The organism is Pinisolibacter sp. DMC100, from assembly GCF_056313705.1.
Window position 1 is genome coordinate 84,290 of the sequence record NZ_JBQUZT010000003.1, and the last position, 15,547, is coordinate 99,836.

Sequence of the window (15,547 nt, forward strand, 5' to 3'; positions counted from 1 at the left end):
AGATCTCCGAGGCGTTACGCAGGGTACTGGCCGCTCAGACGCGCAGGTCGAGGCCGCCGGCCCGGGTGGGGCGGTAGGCGGCGATGACCGCGTCCTGAGTGGCGTGGGGAACTTCCTCTTCCGAAGGAGCGGCGACGGCGGCGACCGGCGTCTCCGCGCCCGTCTGCGACCCGTTGCCGCGCTGATCGCGCATCGAGAACTGCAGGCCCGAATTGCCGACGTCGAGGCCGGCCTGGGCGAGCGAGCGCTCGAGTTGCTTCTGATCGCGCAGCATCATGTCGAGCGTTTCCGAGCGCTCGACCACGAGATGGGCCTTCACCTCGCCGTTGGCGCGGACCTCGACCTTGACGTCGACGGTGCCGAGCTCGGCGGGATCGAGGCGAACCGTGAACTTGCTCGAACCCTGATGGGTGCGACGGGCGACGACGTCGGCGAGGCCGGCCATGGCCGAGGCGGCGACCGCCGGCGACACGTCGGTGGCGGCGGTCCGCTGCGGCGTGGCGCCATTGGTGGTGGTGGCGACGTCGGCGGTGCGGGTCGTGGGCGTGGCGGTCGTCTGATCGGTCGTCTTGGCGGCCTCGAGCGGATCGGTCGTGCCCTTGCCGTCGGTGTCGGACTTGGCCTTCGCGTCGGCGACGTCGGGCGTGCGGACCTCGGCGCGCGGCTCGGGTGCCGTCGGTTCGGCGGCTCGCGCGGTGACCGTGGTCTGGGTGCCGGTCGGCTCGGTGCCATGCCCGGTCTCGGCGACGCGCGGCGTGGCCGGGCGATCGTTCTGCGTCGGTGCGGCGGTGGTGGACGGGCCGGCATCGGGGGCGGCGAAGACCGGTTTGCCCTTCTGGTCGACGGGGGTCGCGGTGGTGCGCTCGGCGGGGAGGGTGGGGACGATGGTCTGGTCGGTGCTCTTGGCCGCGGTCTCGGTCACCGTGCCGGCGGCGGCGGTGCTCGACGTGCCGCCGGTGTCCTTGGTCGCACCGGTCCCGTCGGTCTTCGTGGCGGTGGCCTCGGTTCCGGTGTTCGGCACGGCGGCGGCGCGCGCCGCGGCGAGGGCGACGTCGGAGCGTGCGGCACCGGCGGCGGCCGCGACCGTCGTCGTGGCGTCGGCGGCGGTGACGGCCTCGCCGCGGACGGCGGCGCGGGTGTCGGCGAAGAGGGCGCGAGCGCGATCGGCCGCGGTCGACGGGACCGAGGTCTCGACCGGTGCGGTCTTGGCGGTGGTCGGGGTCGCGACGGTCGTGTCGGCGGACTTCGGCGCGGCGGCCTTCGTCGACTCGGCGGCCTTCGGCGCCGCGGCGGAGTTCGCTGCGGTCGCGGTCTGCGATCCGATCGGGGTCGCGGTCGCGTCGGTGGTGGTCGCGTCGGCGTCGGTCGTCGAAGCGGCCGCCAGCGCCGCGAGGGCGTCGGCGTCGGTCGTGACGGCGGTGGCGGCGTTCGCGACCGGGGCGGCCGAGGTCCGGTCGGTCGGGGCATGCGTGGCGTCGATCCCGGCCTTGGGCGCGGTGGTGGCCGAGGCGGTGTCGCGCCGGGCGCCGAGCGCCGCGGGCGAGGGCAGGCCGTCGGCGTCGGAGAGCGCGATCGGCGTCGTCGTGGCGGTGAGGACCTGGGCGCCGGCGAGCTCGGCCGCCTTGGCGGCGGCGGCATCGGCCGCGGCGGTGTCGGCCGCGGCGGTGTCGACCGTCTTGTCGGTGGTCTGGTCGGTCTTGCCGTCGGTGCTCACGATCTTCGTCGGGTCGACCATGCCGTTGGTGTTCGCGGCGACGGTCGTCGCCGCGGTCCCCGCCGCCGCGTTCGCGGTGGTGACGGTGGTCTCGGCGTTCGCGGCGACGTTGCCGCCGATCGCGGCGGTGACCACGGCCATCAGTTCGGCGAAGGCTCCGCCGGCACCGGGGGCGGCGATGTTTGCGCCGGTGGCGATGGTGCGCATGGCGGAAGCGACGGAACTGTTGGCTTCGACGGTGGGCAAAGTCTTCCTCCCGGGACGGGGAACGCAAGGATCTCCCGGACGTCATTGCAAGGCCGGGGCCAGACGCCGCATCCGGCCGGCCGGTCCTTCTGTCGTCACGGAAGGAGATTGGAATCGCAGACGTTTTCCGCCCGGCGGGCGGTGTGGGCGCGGCGACGCGATGTCGCGGCGCGTGCCGTCGGCCGGGCAAAGTCTGCCGGTCGGGCAAGGGCTGCCCGGCGCGGGTCTTGCGGGTTTCCCCGGAGGGCCGGCTCCGTTATAGTTCCGCCCTCGCGGATGGCGTCCGGACGCGTCGTCGCGCCGGCATGACCCACAGGTGACCCCGATGATCAATTCCCTCGACCTTCCCGGTCGCCCCGAAGACACGCGCGTCGTCGTCGCGATGTCCGGCGGGGTCGATTCCTCGGTGGTCGCGGCGCTGTTGAAACGCGAGGGCTACGACGTCGTCGGCGTGACGCTGCAGCTCTACGACCACGGCGAGGCGACGCATCGCCCCGGCTCGTGCTGCGCCGGACAGGACATTCTCGACGCGCGGCGGGTGGCCGAGACGATCGGCATTCCCCACTACGTGCTCGACTACGAGGACCGCTTCCGCGAGGCGGTGATCGATCGCTTCGCCGAGAGCTATCTGGCGGGCGAGACGCCGGTGCCCTGCGTCTCGTGCAACCAGACGGTCAAGTTCCACGACCTGCTCGACACCGCCCGCGAGCTCGGCGCCAAGGCGCTGGCGACCGGCCACTACGTCTCGACGCGGCCGCTCGCCTCGGGCCATCGCGGCATGTTCCGCCCGACCGATCTCGACCGCGACCAGAGCTACTTCCTCTTCGCCACGACGCAGGACCAGCTCGACTTCCTGCGCTTCCCGCTCGGCAACCTGCCGAAGAGCGAGACGCGCGACATCGCCCGCGACCTCGGCCTGCCGGTCGCCGAGAAGCAGGACAGCCAGGACATCTGCTTCGTGCCGTCGGGCCGCTATGCCGACGTCATCGAGCGGCTGAAGCCGAACGCGGTCGAACCGGGTGCGATCGTCCATGTCGACGGCCGCGTGCTCGGCCATCACGACGGCATCATCCGCTTCACCGTCGGCCAGCGTCGCGGCATCGGCGTCTCGGTCGGCGAACCGCTCTACGTGGTGCGGCTCGACGCCGACACCCGCCGGGTGATCGTCGGCCCGCGCGAGGCCCTGATGACACGCAGACTTCATCTTCGTGACGTCAATTGGCTCGGCGATCGACCGATCTCGGAATCGGCGGCGGAGACGGCGGAGATCTGGGTGCGGGTGCGCTCGACCCGCGCGCCTCAGTCGGCGCTGCTCGAGGCGGTCGACGACCGGGTGGTGGTGGAACTCCTCGAAGGAGAACACGGGGTCGCCCCCGGCCAGGCGGCGGTCTTCTACGACGCGCCGGACGGTGGGGCACGGGTGCTCGGCGGCGGCACGATCGCCGGCGTGGCGGCATCCGCGGAAGCCCCTGGGGACGACGCGGTCCGTCCGAGGCTGGCCGCACGCTGAGGGAGCGAGAGATGTTCGACAAGCAGGCGTTCGAAGGTGGCAACGCGGGCGAGCTGCGCTCGTCGGACGTTCTGGCCGGGGTGGCGGCGACCGAAGGGGCGCGGCTCGACGAGCGGGCGGTGCTCGCGGCCTATTCGCGCTGGGCGCCGATCTACGACTGGGTGTTCGGCCGCGTCTTCGACGCCGGCCGGCGGCTGGCGGTCAAGATCATCAACGAACGTCAGGGCAGGCTGCTCGAGGTCGGCGTCGGTACCGGTCTCGCCCTGCCGCACTACAAGCCGCATCTCGAGGTGACCGGCATCGACCTGTCGCCCGACATGCTGGCGGTGGCGCGCCGTCGCGTCGAGGAGAAGAAGATCGCCACCGTCGCGGCGCTGCACGAGATGGACGCGACGCGGCTCGCCTTCGACGACGCCTCCTTCGACACCGTGGCGGTGATGTACACGATCACCGTCGTGCCGCACCCGGATGCGGTGATGGCGGAGATCGAGCGCGTGCTGAAGCCGGGCGGCGAGGCGATCTTCGTGTCGCACTTCGCCTCCGAGAGCGGCTGGCGGCAGGCGATCGAGCATCGTCTGACCCCCTTCACCAAGAAGCTCGGCTGGCGCCCCGACTTCCCGATCGAGCGCATTCTCGGCCGTCGCGGCTTCGAACTGGTGGAAAAGAAGCGCCTCGGCCTCTTCGGCATCTTCACCGTGGCGGTGCTGCGCCGCCGGGCGTGATCCGGCTCATCCGGCCGAAATCGGCCACGGCGGCGCCCTCCCGCGCCGCCGTGCCGGAGGTTTTCCCCATGGGTGGGCGATCGTGCGCGACCGGTCGAGATCGCTTGACAGGGGGCTCCGCCGAAACTAGATAGACCCCCGGCTGGCTGGGTAGCTCAGATGGTTAGAGCGGAGGATTCATAACCCTCAGGTCGGCGGTTCGATCCCGCCCCCCGCCACCAATTTCCCTCTTCGATGCGACGGATTCCGTCGCATTTTTCGTTTCCGGCGATGGCCTCGGACGGATCGGGGCGCGGCGTCACGCCTGCGCGGCGATCACCTGCACCGCGGCGGGGCTCATCTCGGCGTCGGCGGCGCGGCCGCCCTTCGAGCCGACGGTGACCGCGACCGCCAGCACCAGGCCGGCGGCGACGAGGCGGAGAGCGCGGCGCAGGCCGCGCGGCGTGGTTCGATCGGCCTTCATTCTCGTTCTCCCTGCCGTCGCCGGATGCTCGGGCTCGCCCCAGCCCGCGATGTCGATCGCGGCCTCTTTAATGCGACTGATTTGCATATTCAAAACCCGACGCGCGGCGGTGTCAAGAATTCGATGCGAATCGTTCGCGTCGGACGCCGGGGGCGGCGAAGACGGGGTGCCTGAGGCGGGGTGCCGAGTCCCGGGAGGACGGGGCTCGAGAGGGGCAGGGCGTCGACGGGGGGGCCGCGCGTCGTGGACCTCGGGTGTTCCGATCGGGCGCCACCCCGCGGCGTTCTTCCGCGGGGTGGCGAAGCGGCTCAGTGCGCGGCGGTCGGGTGCTCGGTCGGGCGCAGGCGGTCGAGGAGGCGGGGCGGGCCGGCGAGGGCGAAGCGGCGTCCGAGGGCGTTGGCGGGGACCTCGATCAGCCGCCACGTCACTGCCGCGACCGCGAGCGAGGCCGCCACGGCACCGATCCCGATCGCCGCGAGCGCCAGCGGCGAGGCGAGGTGCAGCTTGCCGGCGACGGACCACGCGGCGCCGACGACGAACATGTGGGTCAGGTAGAGCGAGTAGGACCAGTCGCCGATCCGTTCGAGCATGCGGTTGCGGCCGCGGCTCCAGGCCTCGACGTAGAGGCCGGTGGCGACGATCGCGGCGGCGGCGATGGTCATCGGCACCTGATCCCAGATCATCATGATCTCCGGCATGGTGTCGCCGTAGAGGACGGTCATCGCCGCCACGGCGAGGGTCGCCACCGCCAAGGCGGGCGAGAGATCGCCGTCGCGGATGCGGTCGAAGAGGCCGGAGCGATGGGCGACGGCGAGCCAGACGCCGACGAGAAACCCAACGAGGTTGACGTTCGCGTAGTGGGCGAAGAGGTCGGCGCGCGGCTCGACCACGAGCGAGAGGGCGACGAGCGGCGCGAGCAGGGCCGTCACGATCACCGCCCGCTGCAGCCGGCTGCGGCACCAGAAGAGCAGGCCGATCAACAGATAGAAGAACATCTCGTACTGCAGCGACCAGCCGAGCTTGAGCAGCGGCCGCCAGTCGTTCACGCCGCCCGGCCGCGGCATCGGCACGAAGGCGAGCGAGTGGAGGAAGTAGTTCCAGTCGGCGGGGGTCTGCTTGAAGGCCGAGGGCGCGACGATCGCCAGGGCGAAGACCGCGACGGTGCACACCCAGTAGAGCGGCACGATGCGCAGGATGCGGCGCGCGGCGAAACCGACGGGTGCGAAGGGGCCGTCCGGCGTGATGTACATGATGACGAAGCCGCTGATGACGAAGAAGATGTCGACGCCGAACCGCCCGGTGACGAAGGCGGCGTTGGGGATCTGCGTCAGCGGATGTTCGATCACGTGGGCGATCACCACGAGAAGCGCCGCGACGCCTCTCAGGATCTGGATCGAGCCGAGGCGCGACGTGTCGCTCGAGGTCTGCATGGCGAACCTGCCGATCGGGTCGGGCGAGAGGCGGGAACCCTCTCCGCACGGTTGTGGATCGTCGCAAGCTATGCTCGTGGTTCATGGTCTTCAACGCAGGCCGGCGGAAACCCTTTCTTAACCTTACCGACCCTCGGTCGTGCCGATGTGGGCTCTGCGCGCGAGGCGGTCGGTGTCGTGCCGTCGGTGACGATTTTGGACGCGGGCCCGGCCGGCTCGGCGTGGATGGCCGGGCGGCAACGCGTCGACGCTCGCGCGAAATCCTGTAATCTGCCGTCACGGCACCGGGGGGAGCCGGGCGCGTCTGGTCGCGCCGCGCCCCCGCATGCGAGCGAGAGGTGGGGCGTGACGGATTCCAACAAGTCTTTCAACGGCAAGCGGGCCGGTGGCTATCGCTTCGTCAAGGCGGCGCCGGATGCGGCGGTCTATCGGTCGAGCCGGCGCTTCGACCTGCCGCCCAAGGTCGATCTCCGGCCGCTGATGACGCCGGTCGAGAACCAGGGCAACCTCAACTCCTGCACCGCCAACGCCATCGCCGGCGCCTACGAGTACCTGCTGAAGAAGCACCTTTCCCGGCCGCTCGACGTGTCGCGGCTGTTCATCTACTACAACGCCCGCTGGCGCGACGGCTCGCAGGACGAGGACGAGGGCTCGGTCATCCAGTACGGGATGGAGAGCCTGAAGAAGTACGGCGCCTGTCCCGAGACCGTCTGGCCCTATCGCGAGACGGCGGTGCTGCAGAAGCCGCCGAAGACGACCTACGGCGAGGCGGCGCGGTTCAAGGTGCTCGACATGCAGCGCGTCGAGCTCGATCTCGACCAGTGGAAGAAGGCGCTGGCGGAAGGCTTTCCGATCGTCTTCGGCTGCGCGCTCTTCGACAGTTTCGACGACTGCACCGACAACGGCGGCGTCGTGCCGATGCCCAAGCCGAAGGAAGTCAAGCGCGGTGACCACAGCCTCCATGCGATGCTCTGCGTCGGCTATTCCGACGTCGACCAGGTCTTCGTGGTGCGCAACTCGTGGGGCTCGGACTGGGGCGTGAAGGGCTATTGCTACATGCCCTACGACTACCTGATGAGCGACAAGTTCAACGGCGGCGACTGCTGGATCCTGCGGTCGGCCGCCGCGGTGCCCAATCCGCAGGAGACCTGGGTGCTCGACGAGGGCTCGCTGATCGAGGCCTTCGGCCGCGTCGCCGGCGACCTCGTCTCGGCCTTCGCCAAGGACGCCTACGCCGACATCGAGAAGGCCTTCTTCGGCCACGACGAGGCAGCCGACTGGGACGAGACCTCGGGCGAGGACTACCACGGCGAGGACGAGGACGACGCCGACTGGGTCGAGGACGACGAGGACTGGTCGGAAGACGACGCCGAGGACGAGGAAGAGGCGGAGGACGACGAGTCCGAGGAGGAGGACGACTCCGAGGAGACGGACGAGGAGAGCGACGAGGACTCCGAGGACGAGGACGAGGAAGAAGACGAGGAAGAGGAAGAAGAGGAAGAAGAGGGGGAAGAAGAGGAAGAGGACTCCGAGGAAGACGAGGGTGAAGAGGACGAGGAGTCCGACGAAGAGGAGGAGTCCGAAGAGGAAGAGTCGGAGGACGAAGAGTCCGAAGACGATGACGACGAATCCGACGACGAGGAGGAGTCGGAAGACGACGAGGACTCGGAGGACGAAGAAGAGGACGGCGAGGACGCGGGGGACGAGGAGGACGAGGAGGACGACGAAGACGAAGACGAAGACGAAGACGAAGAGGAAGAGGACGACGAAGAGGAAGAGGAAGAGGAGGAATGAGCCCCTCCGGGGCGTCCCCGTACGGCGGACCTGTGTCGCTTCGGCAACGCCGTGGTTCGGACGCGAGATGCGTGGCGATCTCATACGGGGGGACGCCGCCGCCTCTCTGGACTCCTACGTGAAAGTGCCGATGTTGGAGGCGCCATTGTTCGATGTGACGGAGGGCTCCATCGTGAGCAGACCCATTCTTCTCGCCTTCGGGGCGATGCTCGCGACGGTGACGACGACGCAGGCGGCGGATCTCGGTACGGCCGGTACGGCCGCCTCGCTCGCGCAGACCTTCCGCGCGGTCGACGGCTTCAACTGGAAGCTCGACGTGGCCGGCGGCGGTGCCAAGGGGCAGACCGGTGGACTGTGGGGCGCGCGCGGTGCGGTCTCGCTGCCGATCGGCGAGCACTACGGCGTCCAGGTCGACGGACAGCTCGCCGCTTTCGGCGGGCGGGCGCTCGCCAGTTCGACCGTCCATCTCTTCCGCCGCGATCCCGGCCTCGGCCTGCTCGGGGTGATCGGCCAGTACGGCCGCTGGGACAAGTACAACGGTATCGACATCGGTCGGGCCGGCGTCGAATTCGCCTGGTATGTCGGCCGCTTCACGGTCGAGGGCATGGCCGGCTGGGAAGGCGGTACGCGTCGCGACGTGGTCGATCCGGCCGGAACCACCACGCGCATCGACCTGCATTCGCGCGCCTTCGACAAGATCCAGGTCGGCTGGTACGCGACCGACGACCTGAAGTTCGCGCTCGGTCATCGCTGGTCCGGCGGCCGCCATGCCGGCATCGGCAGCGCCGAGTGGGCCTTCCCGATCGGCAAGGGCTATTCCGGCGCGGTCTTCGCCGAAGGTTCGCTCGGCGAGCGCGGCGACGGCGCCGTGATGGCCGGCGTGCGCGTCTACTGGGGGGCGAAGGACAAGCCGTTGATCCGACGCCATCGCGAGGACGACCCGATCTATGCGCCCGGCATCGACGAGGCGATCAACGGCGGCTCGGTTTCGACCTCTGCGACGCCCGCGGAGGCACCGCCGATCATCTGCACCCCGCCGCGGGTGCTCATAGGCGGGATCTGCATCGACCCGCGCGACTGATCGGTCACGTCGCGTCGATGAATTTCATCGACGCGACGGATCGACAATGTGCCTTCCATCGCTATCTTCGATCGTACGCACGCCGTGACGGTGTGCGCCGACGGGGCGAGACGATGAACCTGCGTGATCTGCAATACCTTCTGGCGGTGGCCGATCTCGGCCATTTCGGGCGTGCGGCCGAAGCCTGCCACGTGTCGCAGCCGACGCTGTCGGGGCAGATCCTCAAGCTCGAGGACGAGCTCGGGGTCCGCATCTTCGAACGCATCGGGCGATCGATCCGGCCGACCCCGGTCGGCGAGCAGATCCTCGCCCATGCACGCCGGGCGATCTCGGCGGCCGACGACATCGTCGCGCTGGCGCGCGCCAGCCGCGACCCGCTCGCCGGTCCGCTTCGCCTCGGCGTCATCCCGACGCTCGCGCCCTATCTGATGCCCTTCGTCCTGCCGATCGCGGCGGAGGCGCTGCCGGCGGCGCCGCTGATGCTCTACGAGGATCTGACGGCCAATCTCCTCGCGGCGCTGGCGGAAGGGAGGCTCGAAGCGGCGATCGTCGCCTCCGATCCGGAAGATCCGCGGCTCGCCTCGCATCTCCTCTTCGACGAGCCCTTCTGGGTGGTGCTGCCGCCCGGCCATCCGCTGGCGGCGAAGACGGTCGTGGCGGCGGAGGATCTCGATCCGAAGTCGCTGCTGCTGCTCGCCGACGGCCATTGCCTGCGCGATCAGGCGCTGGAGTTCTGCGGCCATCCCGAGCGCGGTGAGATGGCGGGGGCCGACATCCGCGCCACCTCGCTCGAGACGCTCCTGCATCTGACGGCGGCGAACTACGGCATCACGCTGGTGCCGCGGCTGGCGGTCGGCAACGACATCGGCCTCGTCGGACGGCTGGAGACGCGGCCGCTCGAGGGCGACCACCATTTCCGCCGGGTGCGGCTGATCCACCGGGTCAACACGCCGCGGCAACAGGCGCTGGCGCTGCTCGCGGCGATGATCCGCAAGGGCGTGCCGGAAGGCGTCGACCGGCTGGCGGCGTGACGACCATGCCCGTTCCGATGATCTACCAACACCCCGGCGACGATTTCGAGCGCTTCCTCGCCGACGCGAAGGAGCGGGCGGATCTGGTCACCCGCAATCAGACCTTCACCATGGTCGAGGCGGTGTTTCACGTCTTTCGGCGGCGGTTGACACTCGAACAGGGGTTGGGTTTCGCCCTGCTGCTCCCGCCGGTGCTGCGGGCGCTCTTCATCGACGGGTGGACGTTCGACCGGGTGCCGGAGCCCTTCGCCGACAGGGAGACGATGACGCGCGAGGTCCAGGCGTTTCGCGGCAATCACAACTTCGCGCCGGACACGGCGATCGCCGTCGTCGCGGCGGCGGTGCGCGCGGTGGTCGACGGCGACCGCTTCGACGCCGTCATCGCCGATCTTCCCTCGGCCGCACGGGACTTCTGGGCTACGGCGCCGCTCGGCTGATCGACGGGTCGGCTGCCTTCAGCCCCCTCAGCGAGTTGCCGACGAACCAGCGGGCGCCGTCGAGGTCTTCGATCCGGAGACCGGCCTCGATCGCGTGGCCCCTCTCGAGCAGGTCGGCCCGCAGGATGCCCGGCAGCAGGCCGTGGCGGGCGGCGGGCGTGAGAAGTCGTCCGTCCCTTTCCACGAAGATGTTCGCCCGCGTCGTCTCGGTGAGGAAGCCGTCGCGGTTGACGAAGACCATGTCGTCGAGCCCGAACCGGGCGGCCTCGCGTCCGGCGGCGTCCCAGCGGGCGCGGCGCGTCGTCTTGTGGGCGAGGAACGGATCGCCGGCGTCGACGGGCTCGGCCGCGAGGCCGAGGCGGAGCGGGCGGTCGGGATCGGCGGTGAGGACCGGCGCGGCGAGCGTGGTCGTGCCGTCGCGCGAGAGTTCGATGCGGACGCGGCGCGGCTCGTCGTCGGCGATGCCGGCGGCGAGGGCGGCGAGATCGGTCTCGAGCACCCCGCGGTCGAAGGCGAAGCCGAGCGACGCGGCGGATGCGGCGAGCCGGTCGAGGTGGAGGCGCAGGCGGGTGAAGCCTTCGCTGCGGGCGAAGCGCAGCGTCTCGATCAGGCCCCAGTCCGTCGCGAGATCGGTCAGGACGCGGGCCTTCAGGAGCGCCTCGTCCCATTCGCTCGCGCCGATGCTGTCGGCGACGATGCCGCCGCCGGTGCCCCAGCGGCCACGGCCGTCGGCCATGATCGCGGCGGTGCGGATGGCGACGTTGAGATCGACCGAACCGTCGGGACGGAAGGTGCCGATGGCGCCGGTATAGACGTCGCGGGCGGTGCCCTCGAGGGTGCGGATCACCTCCATCGCCTTGATCTTCGGCGCACCGGTGATCGAGCCGCAGGGGAAGATGGCGCGGATCACGTCGGCGGTGGTGGTGCCCGGGGCGAGGCGGGCGGTCACCGTCGAGGTCATGGTGTGGAGCGTCGGATAGGTCTCGACGCGGAAGAGGTCGGGCACCGCGACCGAGCCGATCTCGGCGATGCGGCCGATGTCGTTGCGCATCAGGTCGACGATCATCAGGTTCTCGGCGCGCTGCTTGGGGTCGGCGGCGAGGGCCGCGCGGGCGGCTGCGTCCTCCGCCGGCGTCGACCCGCGGGCGACCGTGCCCTTCATCGGCCGGGTGGTGGCGATGCCGTCTGCGACGCGGACGAAGAGTTCGGGCGAGACCGAGAGCAGCGTCGCCTCGTCGAAGGCGACGACGGCGCCGTGGGCGACGGGCTGGGCGGCGCGCAGCGCGGCGTGGAGGGCGAGGGGATCGCCCGGAAAGCGAAAATCGATCGGCAGCGTCAGGTTGATCTGCCAGCAGTCGCCGGCGGCGACGTGCTCCAGCACCTCCGCCACGCGGGCGACATGGGTGTCGCGGTCGACGCCCAGCGCGAGGTCTGCGAGCGGGGCGGGCGGGCCGCGGCGGGCGAAGGCCGCGTCGAGCGCCGTCGGGTCGAGCCGCTCGGGCGCATCGAAGAGGCCGAACCACAGGAGCGGCAGGCGGCGATCGGGCGCGAGCGAGGCGAGCAACGTCGGCTCCAGCACGTGGCCGAGCTCGTAGGAGAGGAAGCCGCAGGCATGCAGCCCCTCGGCGCGGGCGGCGTCGAGCGCGGCGAGGGCCGGCTCGACCTCCTCCGGGCGATCGGCACGGATCACGCGATGCGGCTTCGCATAGAGGAAGGCCGGGCGGCCGGGCGCCAGCCGGTCCTCGACGAGGACGAAGGGGCGTTCGAGATCGGCCAGCGGATCGCGGCGATCGGCGGAGGACACCGGCTCAGCCTCCGGTCGCGGCGAGCGGGGTGGCGGCCGGCTCGACGGCGTCCAGTCCCGCCCGGTCCATCGCCTCGGCATCGGCGAGCAGAGTCGCGGCGGGGCCGGTCGCGACGATGCGGCCGTCCTGGAAGAGCACCGCGTCATGGGCGAAGCGATGGGCCATGGCGACGTCGTGGGTGGTGAAGACCAGTGTCGTGCCGGCCGCCTCGAGCGCTTCGAGCGTGGCGAGCAGGCGGCGGGCGGAACGGGCGTCGAGGCCGGCGGTCGGCTCGTCGAGCAGCAGGATCTCCGGCCGCATGGCGACGGCCCCGGCGATCGCCGCGCGCTTCTTCTGGCCGAAGGACAGCATGTGGGTGGCGCGGTCGGCGAGGTCGGCGATGCCGAGCGCCGTCAGCGCCTCCTCGACGCGGGCGCGCGCCTCCGCCGGCGCGAGGCCGAGGTTGAGGGGCCCGAAGGAGACGTCCTCGAAGACCGTCGGGGCGAAGAGTTGATCGTCGGCCTCCTGCAGCACCAGACCGACGCGGCGGCGCCAGGCGACGAGGCCGGCGCGGTCCCAGGCGACGGGGGCACCGGCGAGCGCGATGCGGCCGGCGCTCGGGCGCAGGGTGCCGTTCAGATGGAGGAGCAGCGTCGTCTTGCCGGCGCCGTTGGGGCCGAGGATGGCGAGGCGGCGGCCGCGTTCGACCGTGAGGTCGATGCGGTCGAGCGCCGCCACACCGCCGGGGTAGACGTAGGAGAGGCCTTCGACGGCGAGGAGGCTCATGCGAAGACCCATCCGAGAAGCGCGAGGGACGTGAGCACCGCGCAGGTCGCGGCGAGACCGGTCGGCGAGACCGGGCGAGCGGGCGAAAGTACGGCCAGCGCGCCGCCGTTCCAACCGCGGGCGGCGAGCCCGATCTCGAGCCGGCGGGCGCGATCGAGCGTGCGCGGCAGGAGGTTGGCGGCGACCATGCCGGCGGAGCGGATGCGGCTCTTCCAGTCGATGTCGCCGAGCCGGGCGGCCCGCGCCGCGTTCATGGCGGCGGCGGTCTCGCCCGTCACCTGCAGGAAGCGATGGACGAGCAGGGCGAGTTCGACGAACTCGTCGGGCACGCGCAGGCGGCGCAGACCGGCGACGAGATCGGTCGCCGGCGTCGTCGCCGAGAGCGTCAGCAGGCCCGCGACGGCGGCGCTCGCGCGCAGCGTCAGGGTCGCGGCGGCGGCAAAGCCGCCGGGCGCCCAGCCGATGCCGTCCGGTCCGATGGTGACGAGCAGCGTCGCCGCGCCGGTCAGCACGAAGCCGAGCGGGGCGGCGAGGAGCCGTGCCCACGTCGCCAGCGGCACGCCGGCCCGCCACGTCACGGCGAGCGTCGCGACCACGAGGATCGCGACGGCCGTCGGCCAGGGCGGCGTGAGGAGGGCGAGGGCGAGAAGGCCGAGCCCGAGCAGAGCCTTCTCGGCGAGCGAGCGGTCGCGCCAGCGGTTGCCGGCGGCGATCCTATCGATCGGCGTCATCGCGACGGCGGCTCCCGCTGCGGCGGCCCAGTGCATAACCGAGGATGCCGGCGCCTACCGCGGCCTGGAGGGCGAAGAGCGCGCTCTCGATCTCCTTCGACGGCGGTTCCCAGAAGGGCTTGGTCCAGCGTTCGTAGCCGGGGTGGCTCGCCTCGATCGCCTTGGAGCCGATGTCGTCGGTGCCGGTGAACTCGCCGCCGAAGGGCAGCACCAGGGGTGCCGCGACGATGGCGGTGGCGACGAGGAGGAGGACGATCGAGGTGCGGTTGGACAGCGTCGAGGTCATCGGCCGGCCTCCGCGATCTTGCCGTCGAAGGCGCCGGGAATGCGGCCGACGAGGGCGTTCATGACGACGACGACGAGCAGGCCTTCGGCCAGGGCGAGGGGAACCTGCGTCACGGCGAAGATGCCGGCGAACTTCACGAAGGCCCCGGCGATGCCCGAGGTCGGGTCGGGGAAGGCGAGCGCCAGTTCGAAGGAGGTGACGACATAGGTCGCGAGGTCGGCCAGCGCCGCGCCGAGGAAGACGGCGACGGTGGCGGGCAGGCCGACGCGGGAGGCGAGCTTCCACGTCGCCCAGCCGACCCAGGGGCCGGCGATCGCCATCGAGAAGACGTTGGCGCCGAGCGTGGTGAGGCCGCCGTGGGCGAGCAGCAGGCCCTGGAACAGCAGCACGATCACGCCGATCGGCGCCATCACCGCGGGGCCGAAGAGGACGGCGCCGAGGCCGGTGCCGGTCGGGTGCGAGCAGGAGCCGGTCACGCTCGGCAGCTTCAGCGCCGAGAGGATGAAGGTGAAGGCGCCGGCGGCGGCCAGCGTCAGGCGCGCCTCGGGGCGTTCGCGCAGGGTGCGGCGCAACGAGACGAAGCCGCCGACCACGAAGGGAGCGGAGACCAGCGTCCAGCCGAGCGCGTGCGGCGCGGGCAGGAAGCCTTCCATGATGTGCATGTCTTCCACCTCGATCTACGAGCGCGTCGCCCGTGAAGCGAAGGCCCGCGACGCGGGACACTCCGACAACGCCTACCGGGACACCCCGCCCGAGGGACGCGAACGACGCTCATGCGGATGGCAGGTCTCCTGGCTCGCGGGTCGTCGAGATCCGGACGGCCTTCCCGATCGTGCTCCCCCGGGTGGTCTCGGGGGCGATCAGTGACCGATCGCCCGCAGGCGATCTTCGTCCGGACCCCTCGCCGCTCACAGTCGCGGGGGCGGCCACGGCTCGGGCGCGATTCGGCCCTTCCGTGTTCCCTTTTCACCGCCTCGGAGGACTCCGACGCGGCACCATCACACCCGGAATCGTAGACGTCGGTCGCGATCGGCGCAAGGGCCGGCCGGGGCGAGGGGGCGGGACCGCGACGGATTGACGAGACGCGGTCTTCGCCGTCATGGTCGGGTGATGACGATGTGGACGCCCGGACGATGGAAGCGCCTTGTCGCCGCCGCGACGCTCGCGGTGGCGCTGGTGCTCGTCGCCTTCGCGCCGCGGGTACTGCCGGGCTTCGTCACCGCGGCCGATCTGGTCGAAGGATCGGGCATCGCGGTCGCCGGCATCTGCACCGCGCCGGTCGACGCCGCACGCGCGGCGGAAGACATCGCCGGCCACCGCGTCGACCACGCCGATCACTTCTGCGGCACCTGCGTGCTGTTCTCCGCGCCCGGTCTCGGTGCCGTGGCGGCGGCGGAGGTGCCGGCGCCGCGGCTCGTCGCGGTCGAGCGGCTGGCGTGGCGGGACGAGGCGGGGACGACGGTCCTCGCGCCGCGGGCGACGGCACGCGGTCCGCCGGCGGCGTGATCCGCCCATCCACCGACGTTTTCCTT

General features: G+C 71.3%; 15 protein-coding genes, 1 tRNA gene and 1 riboswitch. Of the genes, 8 read left to right on the forward strand and 8 right to left on the reverse strand.

Going from position 1 to position 15,547, the window contains the following annotated elements; genetic code table 11:
- Positions 1–34 precede the first annotated feature (34 nt).
- On the reverse strand, positions 35–1,960 hold the full coding sequence (locus tag ACT541_RS13495; protein ID WP_476137604.1) for a flagellar hook-length control protein FliK: 1,926 nt from the start codon (positions 1,958–1,960) through the stop codon (positions 35–37).
- Between the two features lie 325 nt (positions 1,961–2,285).
- Between ACT541_RS13495 and mnmA the strand changes: the two genes are divergently transcribed.
- From mnmA to ACT541_RS13510, 3 genes are all read left to right on the forward strand, one after another.
- The gene (mnmA, locus tag ACT541_RS13500; RefSeq protein ID WP_476137605.1) at positions 2,286–3,470 is read left to right on the forward strand and encodes a tRNA 2-thiouridine(34) synthase MnmA; all 1,185 of its coding nucleotides are present in this window, start codon (positions 2,286–2,288) and stop codon (positions 3,468–3,470) included.
- Positions 3,471–3,481: 11 nt separating this feature from the next.
- Complete coding sequence (locus tag ACT541_RS13505) at positions 3,482–4,192, forward strand: class I SAM-dependent methyltransferase (RefSeq protein WP_476137606.1); 711 nt, start codon at positions 3,482–3,484, stop codon at positions 4,190–4,192.
- Between the two features lie 144 nt (positions 4,193–4,336).
- Positions 4,337–4,413, forward strand: a tRNA-Met gene (locus tag ACT541_RS13510).
- Between the two features lie 77 nt (positions 4,414–4,490).
- On the opposite strand, the gene ACT541_RS13515 is transcribed toward ACT541_RS13510, so the two are convergent.
- Together ACT541_RS13515 and ACT541_RS13520 are read right to left on the reverse strand one after the other, a co-directional pair.
- Positions 4,491–4,655: a hypothetical protein gene (locus ACT541_RS13515; protein ID WP_476137607.1), complete on the reverse strand. Its 165-nt coding sequence runs from the start codon at positions 4,653–4,655 to the stop codon at positions 4,491–4,493.
- Positions 4,656–4,963: 308 nt separating this feature from the next.
- Positions 4,964–6,085, reverse strand: a complete 1,122-nt coding sequence (locus ACT541_RS13520; RefSeq protein WP_476137608.1) for an acyltransferase family protein — start codon at positions 6,083–6,085, stop codon at positions 4,964–4,966.
- 345 nt (positions 6,086–6,430) lie between these two features.
- Here ACT541_RS13520 and ACT541_RS13525 point away from each other — a divergent pair, with 345 nt between their 5' ends.
- The 4 genes from ACT541_RS13525 (at position 6,431) to ACT541_RS13540 (ending at position 10,428) form a co-directional block, all read left to right on the forward strand.
- A complete protein-coding gene (locus ACT541_RS13525) occupies positions 6,431–7,879 on the forward strand; it encodes a C1 family peptidase (protein ID WP_476137609.1) in 1,449 nt (482 codons plus the stop codon).
- 172 nt (positions 7,880–8,051) lie between these two features.
- A complete protein-coding gene (locus tag ACT541_RS13530) occupies positions 8,052–8,960 on the forward strand; it encodes a hypothetical protein (RefSeq protein WP_476137610.1) in 909 nt (302 codons plus the stop codon).
- 113 nt (positions 8,961–9,073) lie between these two features.
- Entirely contained in the window at positions 9,074–9,991 is a 918-nt protein-coding gene (locus ACT541_RS13535; RefSeq protein WP_476137611.1) for a LysR substrate-binding domain-containing protein, read from the forward strand.
- Between the two features lie 5 nt (positions 9,992–9,996).
- Positions 9,997–10,428, forward strand: coding sequence for a DUF2267 domain-containing protein (locus ACT541_RS13540; protein WP_476137612.1), 432 nt, complete (start codon positions 9,997–9,999; stop codon positions 10,426–10,428).
- Here ACT541_RS13540 and ACT541_RS13545 read toward each other — a convergent pair.
- From ACT541_RS13545 to ACT541_RS13565, 5 genes are read right to left on the reverse strand one after another with little or no spacing between them, the layout of a single operon-like run.
- Positions 10,409–12,232, reverse strand: coding sequence for an aminodeoxychorismate synthase component I (locus tag ACT541_RS13545; protein WP_476137613.1), 1,824 nt, complete (start codon positions 12,230–12,232; stop codon positions 10,409–10,411). The genes ACT541_RS13540 and ACT541_RS13545 overlap by 20 nt on opposite strands.
- 4 nt (positions 12,233–12,236) lie before the next feature.
- A complete protein-coding gene (locus ACT541_RS13550) occupies positions 12,237–12,998 on the reverse strand; it encodes an energy-coupling factor ABC transporter ATP-binding protein (RefSeq protein ID WP_476137614.1) in 762 nt (253 codons plus the stop codon).
- Positions 12,995–13,729, reverse strand: coding sequence for a cobalt ECF transporter T component CbiQ (gene cbiQ / locus ACT541_RS13555; protein ID WP_476137615.1), 735 nt, complete (start codon positions 13,727–13,729; stop codon positions 12,995–12,997). Before cbiQ ends, ACT541_RS13550 begins: the two co-directional genes overlap by 4 nt.
- Positions 13,713–14,015 (reverse strand): energy-coupling factor ABC transporter substrate-binding protein, encoded by a 303-nt coding sequence (locus ACT541_RS13560; protein ID WP_476137616.1) that lies wholly within the window; start codon positions 14,013–14,015, stop codon positions 13,713–13,715. The genes cbiQ and ACT541_RS13560 overlap by 17 nt, the downstream gene beginning before the upstream one ends.
- Positions 14,012–14,677: an energy-coupling factor ABC transporter permease gene (locus ACT541_RS13565; protein ID WP_476137617.1), complete on the reverse strand. Its 666-nt coding sequence runs from the start codon at positions 14,675–14,677 to the stop codon at positions 14,012–14,014. Before ACT541_RS13565 ends, ACT541_RS13560 begins: the two co-directional genes overlap by 4 nt.
- A 102-nt stretch (positions 14,678–14,779) precedes the next feature.
- Positions 14,780–15,030: riboswitch (cobalamin riboswitch) on the reverse strand.
- A 101-nt stretch (positions 15,031–15,131) separates the two neighbouring features.
- Here ACT541_RS13565 and ACT541_RS13570 point away from each other — a divergent pair.
- Complete coding sequence (locus ACT541_RS13570; protein WP_476137618.1) at positions 15,132–15,521, forward strand: hypothetical protein; 390 nt, start codon at positions 15,132–15,134, stop codon at positions 15,519–15,521.
- Positions 15,522–15,547: the final 26 nt, after the last annotated feature.

Excerpts from the sequence above, each read along its gene's own strand:
- mnmA (WP_476137605.1), top strand. The coding sequence starts at position 2,286 with ATGATCAATTCCCTCGACCTTCCCGGTCGCCCCGAAGACACGCGCGTC.
- ACT541_RS13505 (WP_476137606.1), top strand. The coding sequence starts at position 3,482 with ATGTTCGACAAGCAGGCGTTCGAAGGTGGCAACGCGGGCGAGCTGCGC.
- ACT541_RS13515 (WP_476137607.1), bottom strand. The coding sequence starts at position 4,655 with ATGAAGGCCGATCGAACCACGCCGCGCGGCCTGCGCCGCGCTCTCCGC.
- ACT541_RS13520 (WP_476137608.1), bottom strand. The coding sequence starts at position 6,085 with ATGCAGACCTCGAGCGACACGTCGCGCCTCGGCTCGATCCAGATCCTG.
- ACT541_RS13535 (WP_476137611.1), top strand. The coding sequence starts at position 9,074 with ATGAACCTGCGTGATCTGCAATACCTTCTGGCGGTGGCCGATCTCGGC.
- ACT541_RS13540 (WP_476137612.1), top strand. The coding sequence starts at position 9,997 with ATGCCCGTTCCGATGATCTACCAACACCCCGGCGACGATTTCGAGCGC.
- ACT541_RS13550 (WP_476137614.1), bottom strand. The coding sequence starts at position 12,998 with ATGAGCCTCCTCGCCGTCGAAGGCCTCTCCTACGTCTACCCCGGCGGT.
- cbiQ (WP_476137615.1), bottom strand. The coding sequence starts at position 13,729 with ATGACGCCGATCGATAGGATCGCCGCCGGCAACCGCTGGCGCGACCGC.
- ACT541_RS13560 (WP_476137616.1), bottom strand. The coding sequence starts at position 14,015 with ATGACCTCGACGCTGTCCAACCGCACCTCGATCGTCCTCCTCCTCGTC.
- ACT541_RS13565 (WP_476137617.1), bottom strand. The coding sequence starts at position 14,677 with ATGCACATCATGGAAGGCTTCCTGCCCGCGCCGCACGCGCTCGGCTGG.
- ACT541_RS13570 (WP_476137618.1), top strand. The coding sequence starts at position 15,132 with ATGTGGACGCCCGGACGATGGAAGCGCCTTGTCGCCGCCGCGACGCTC.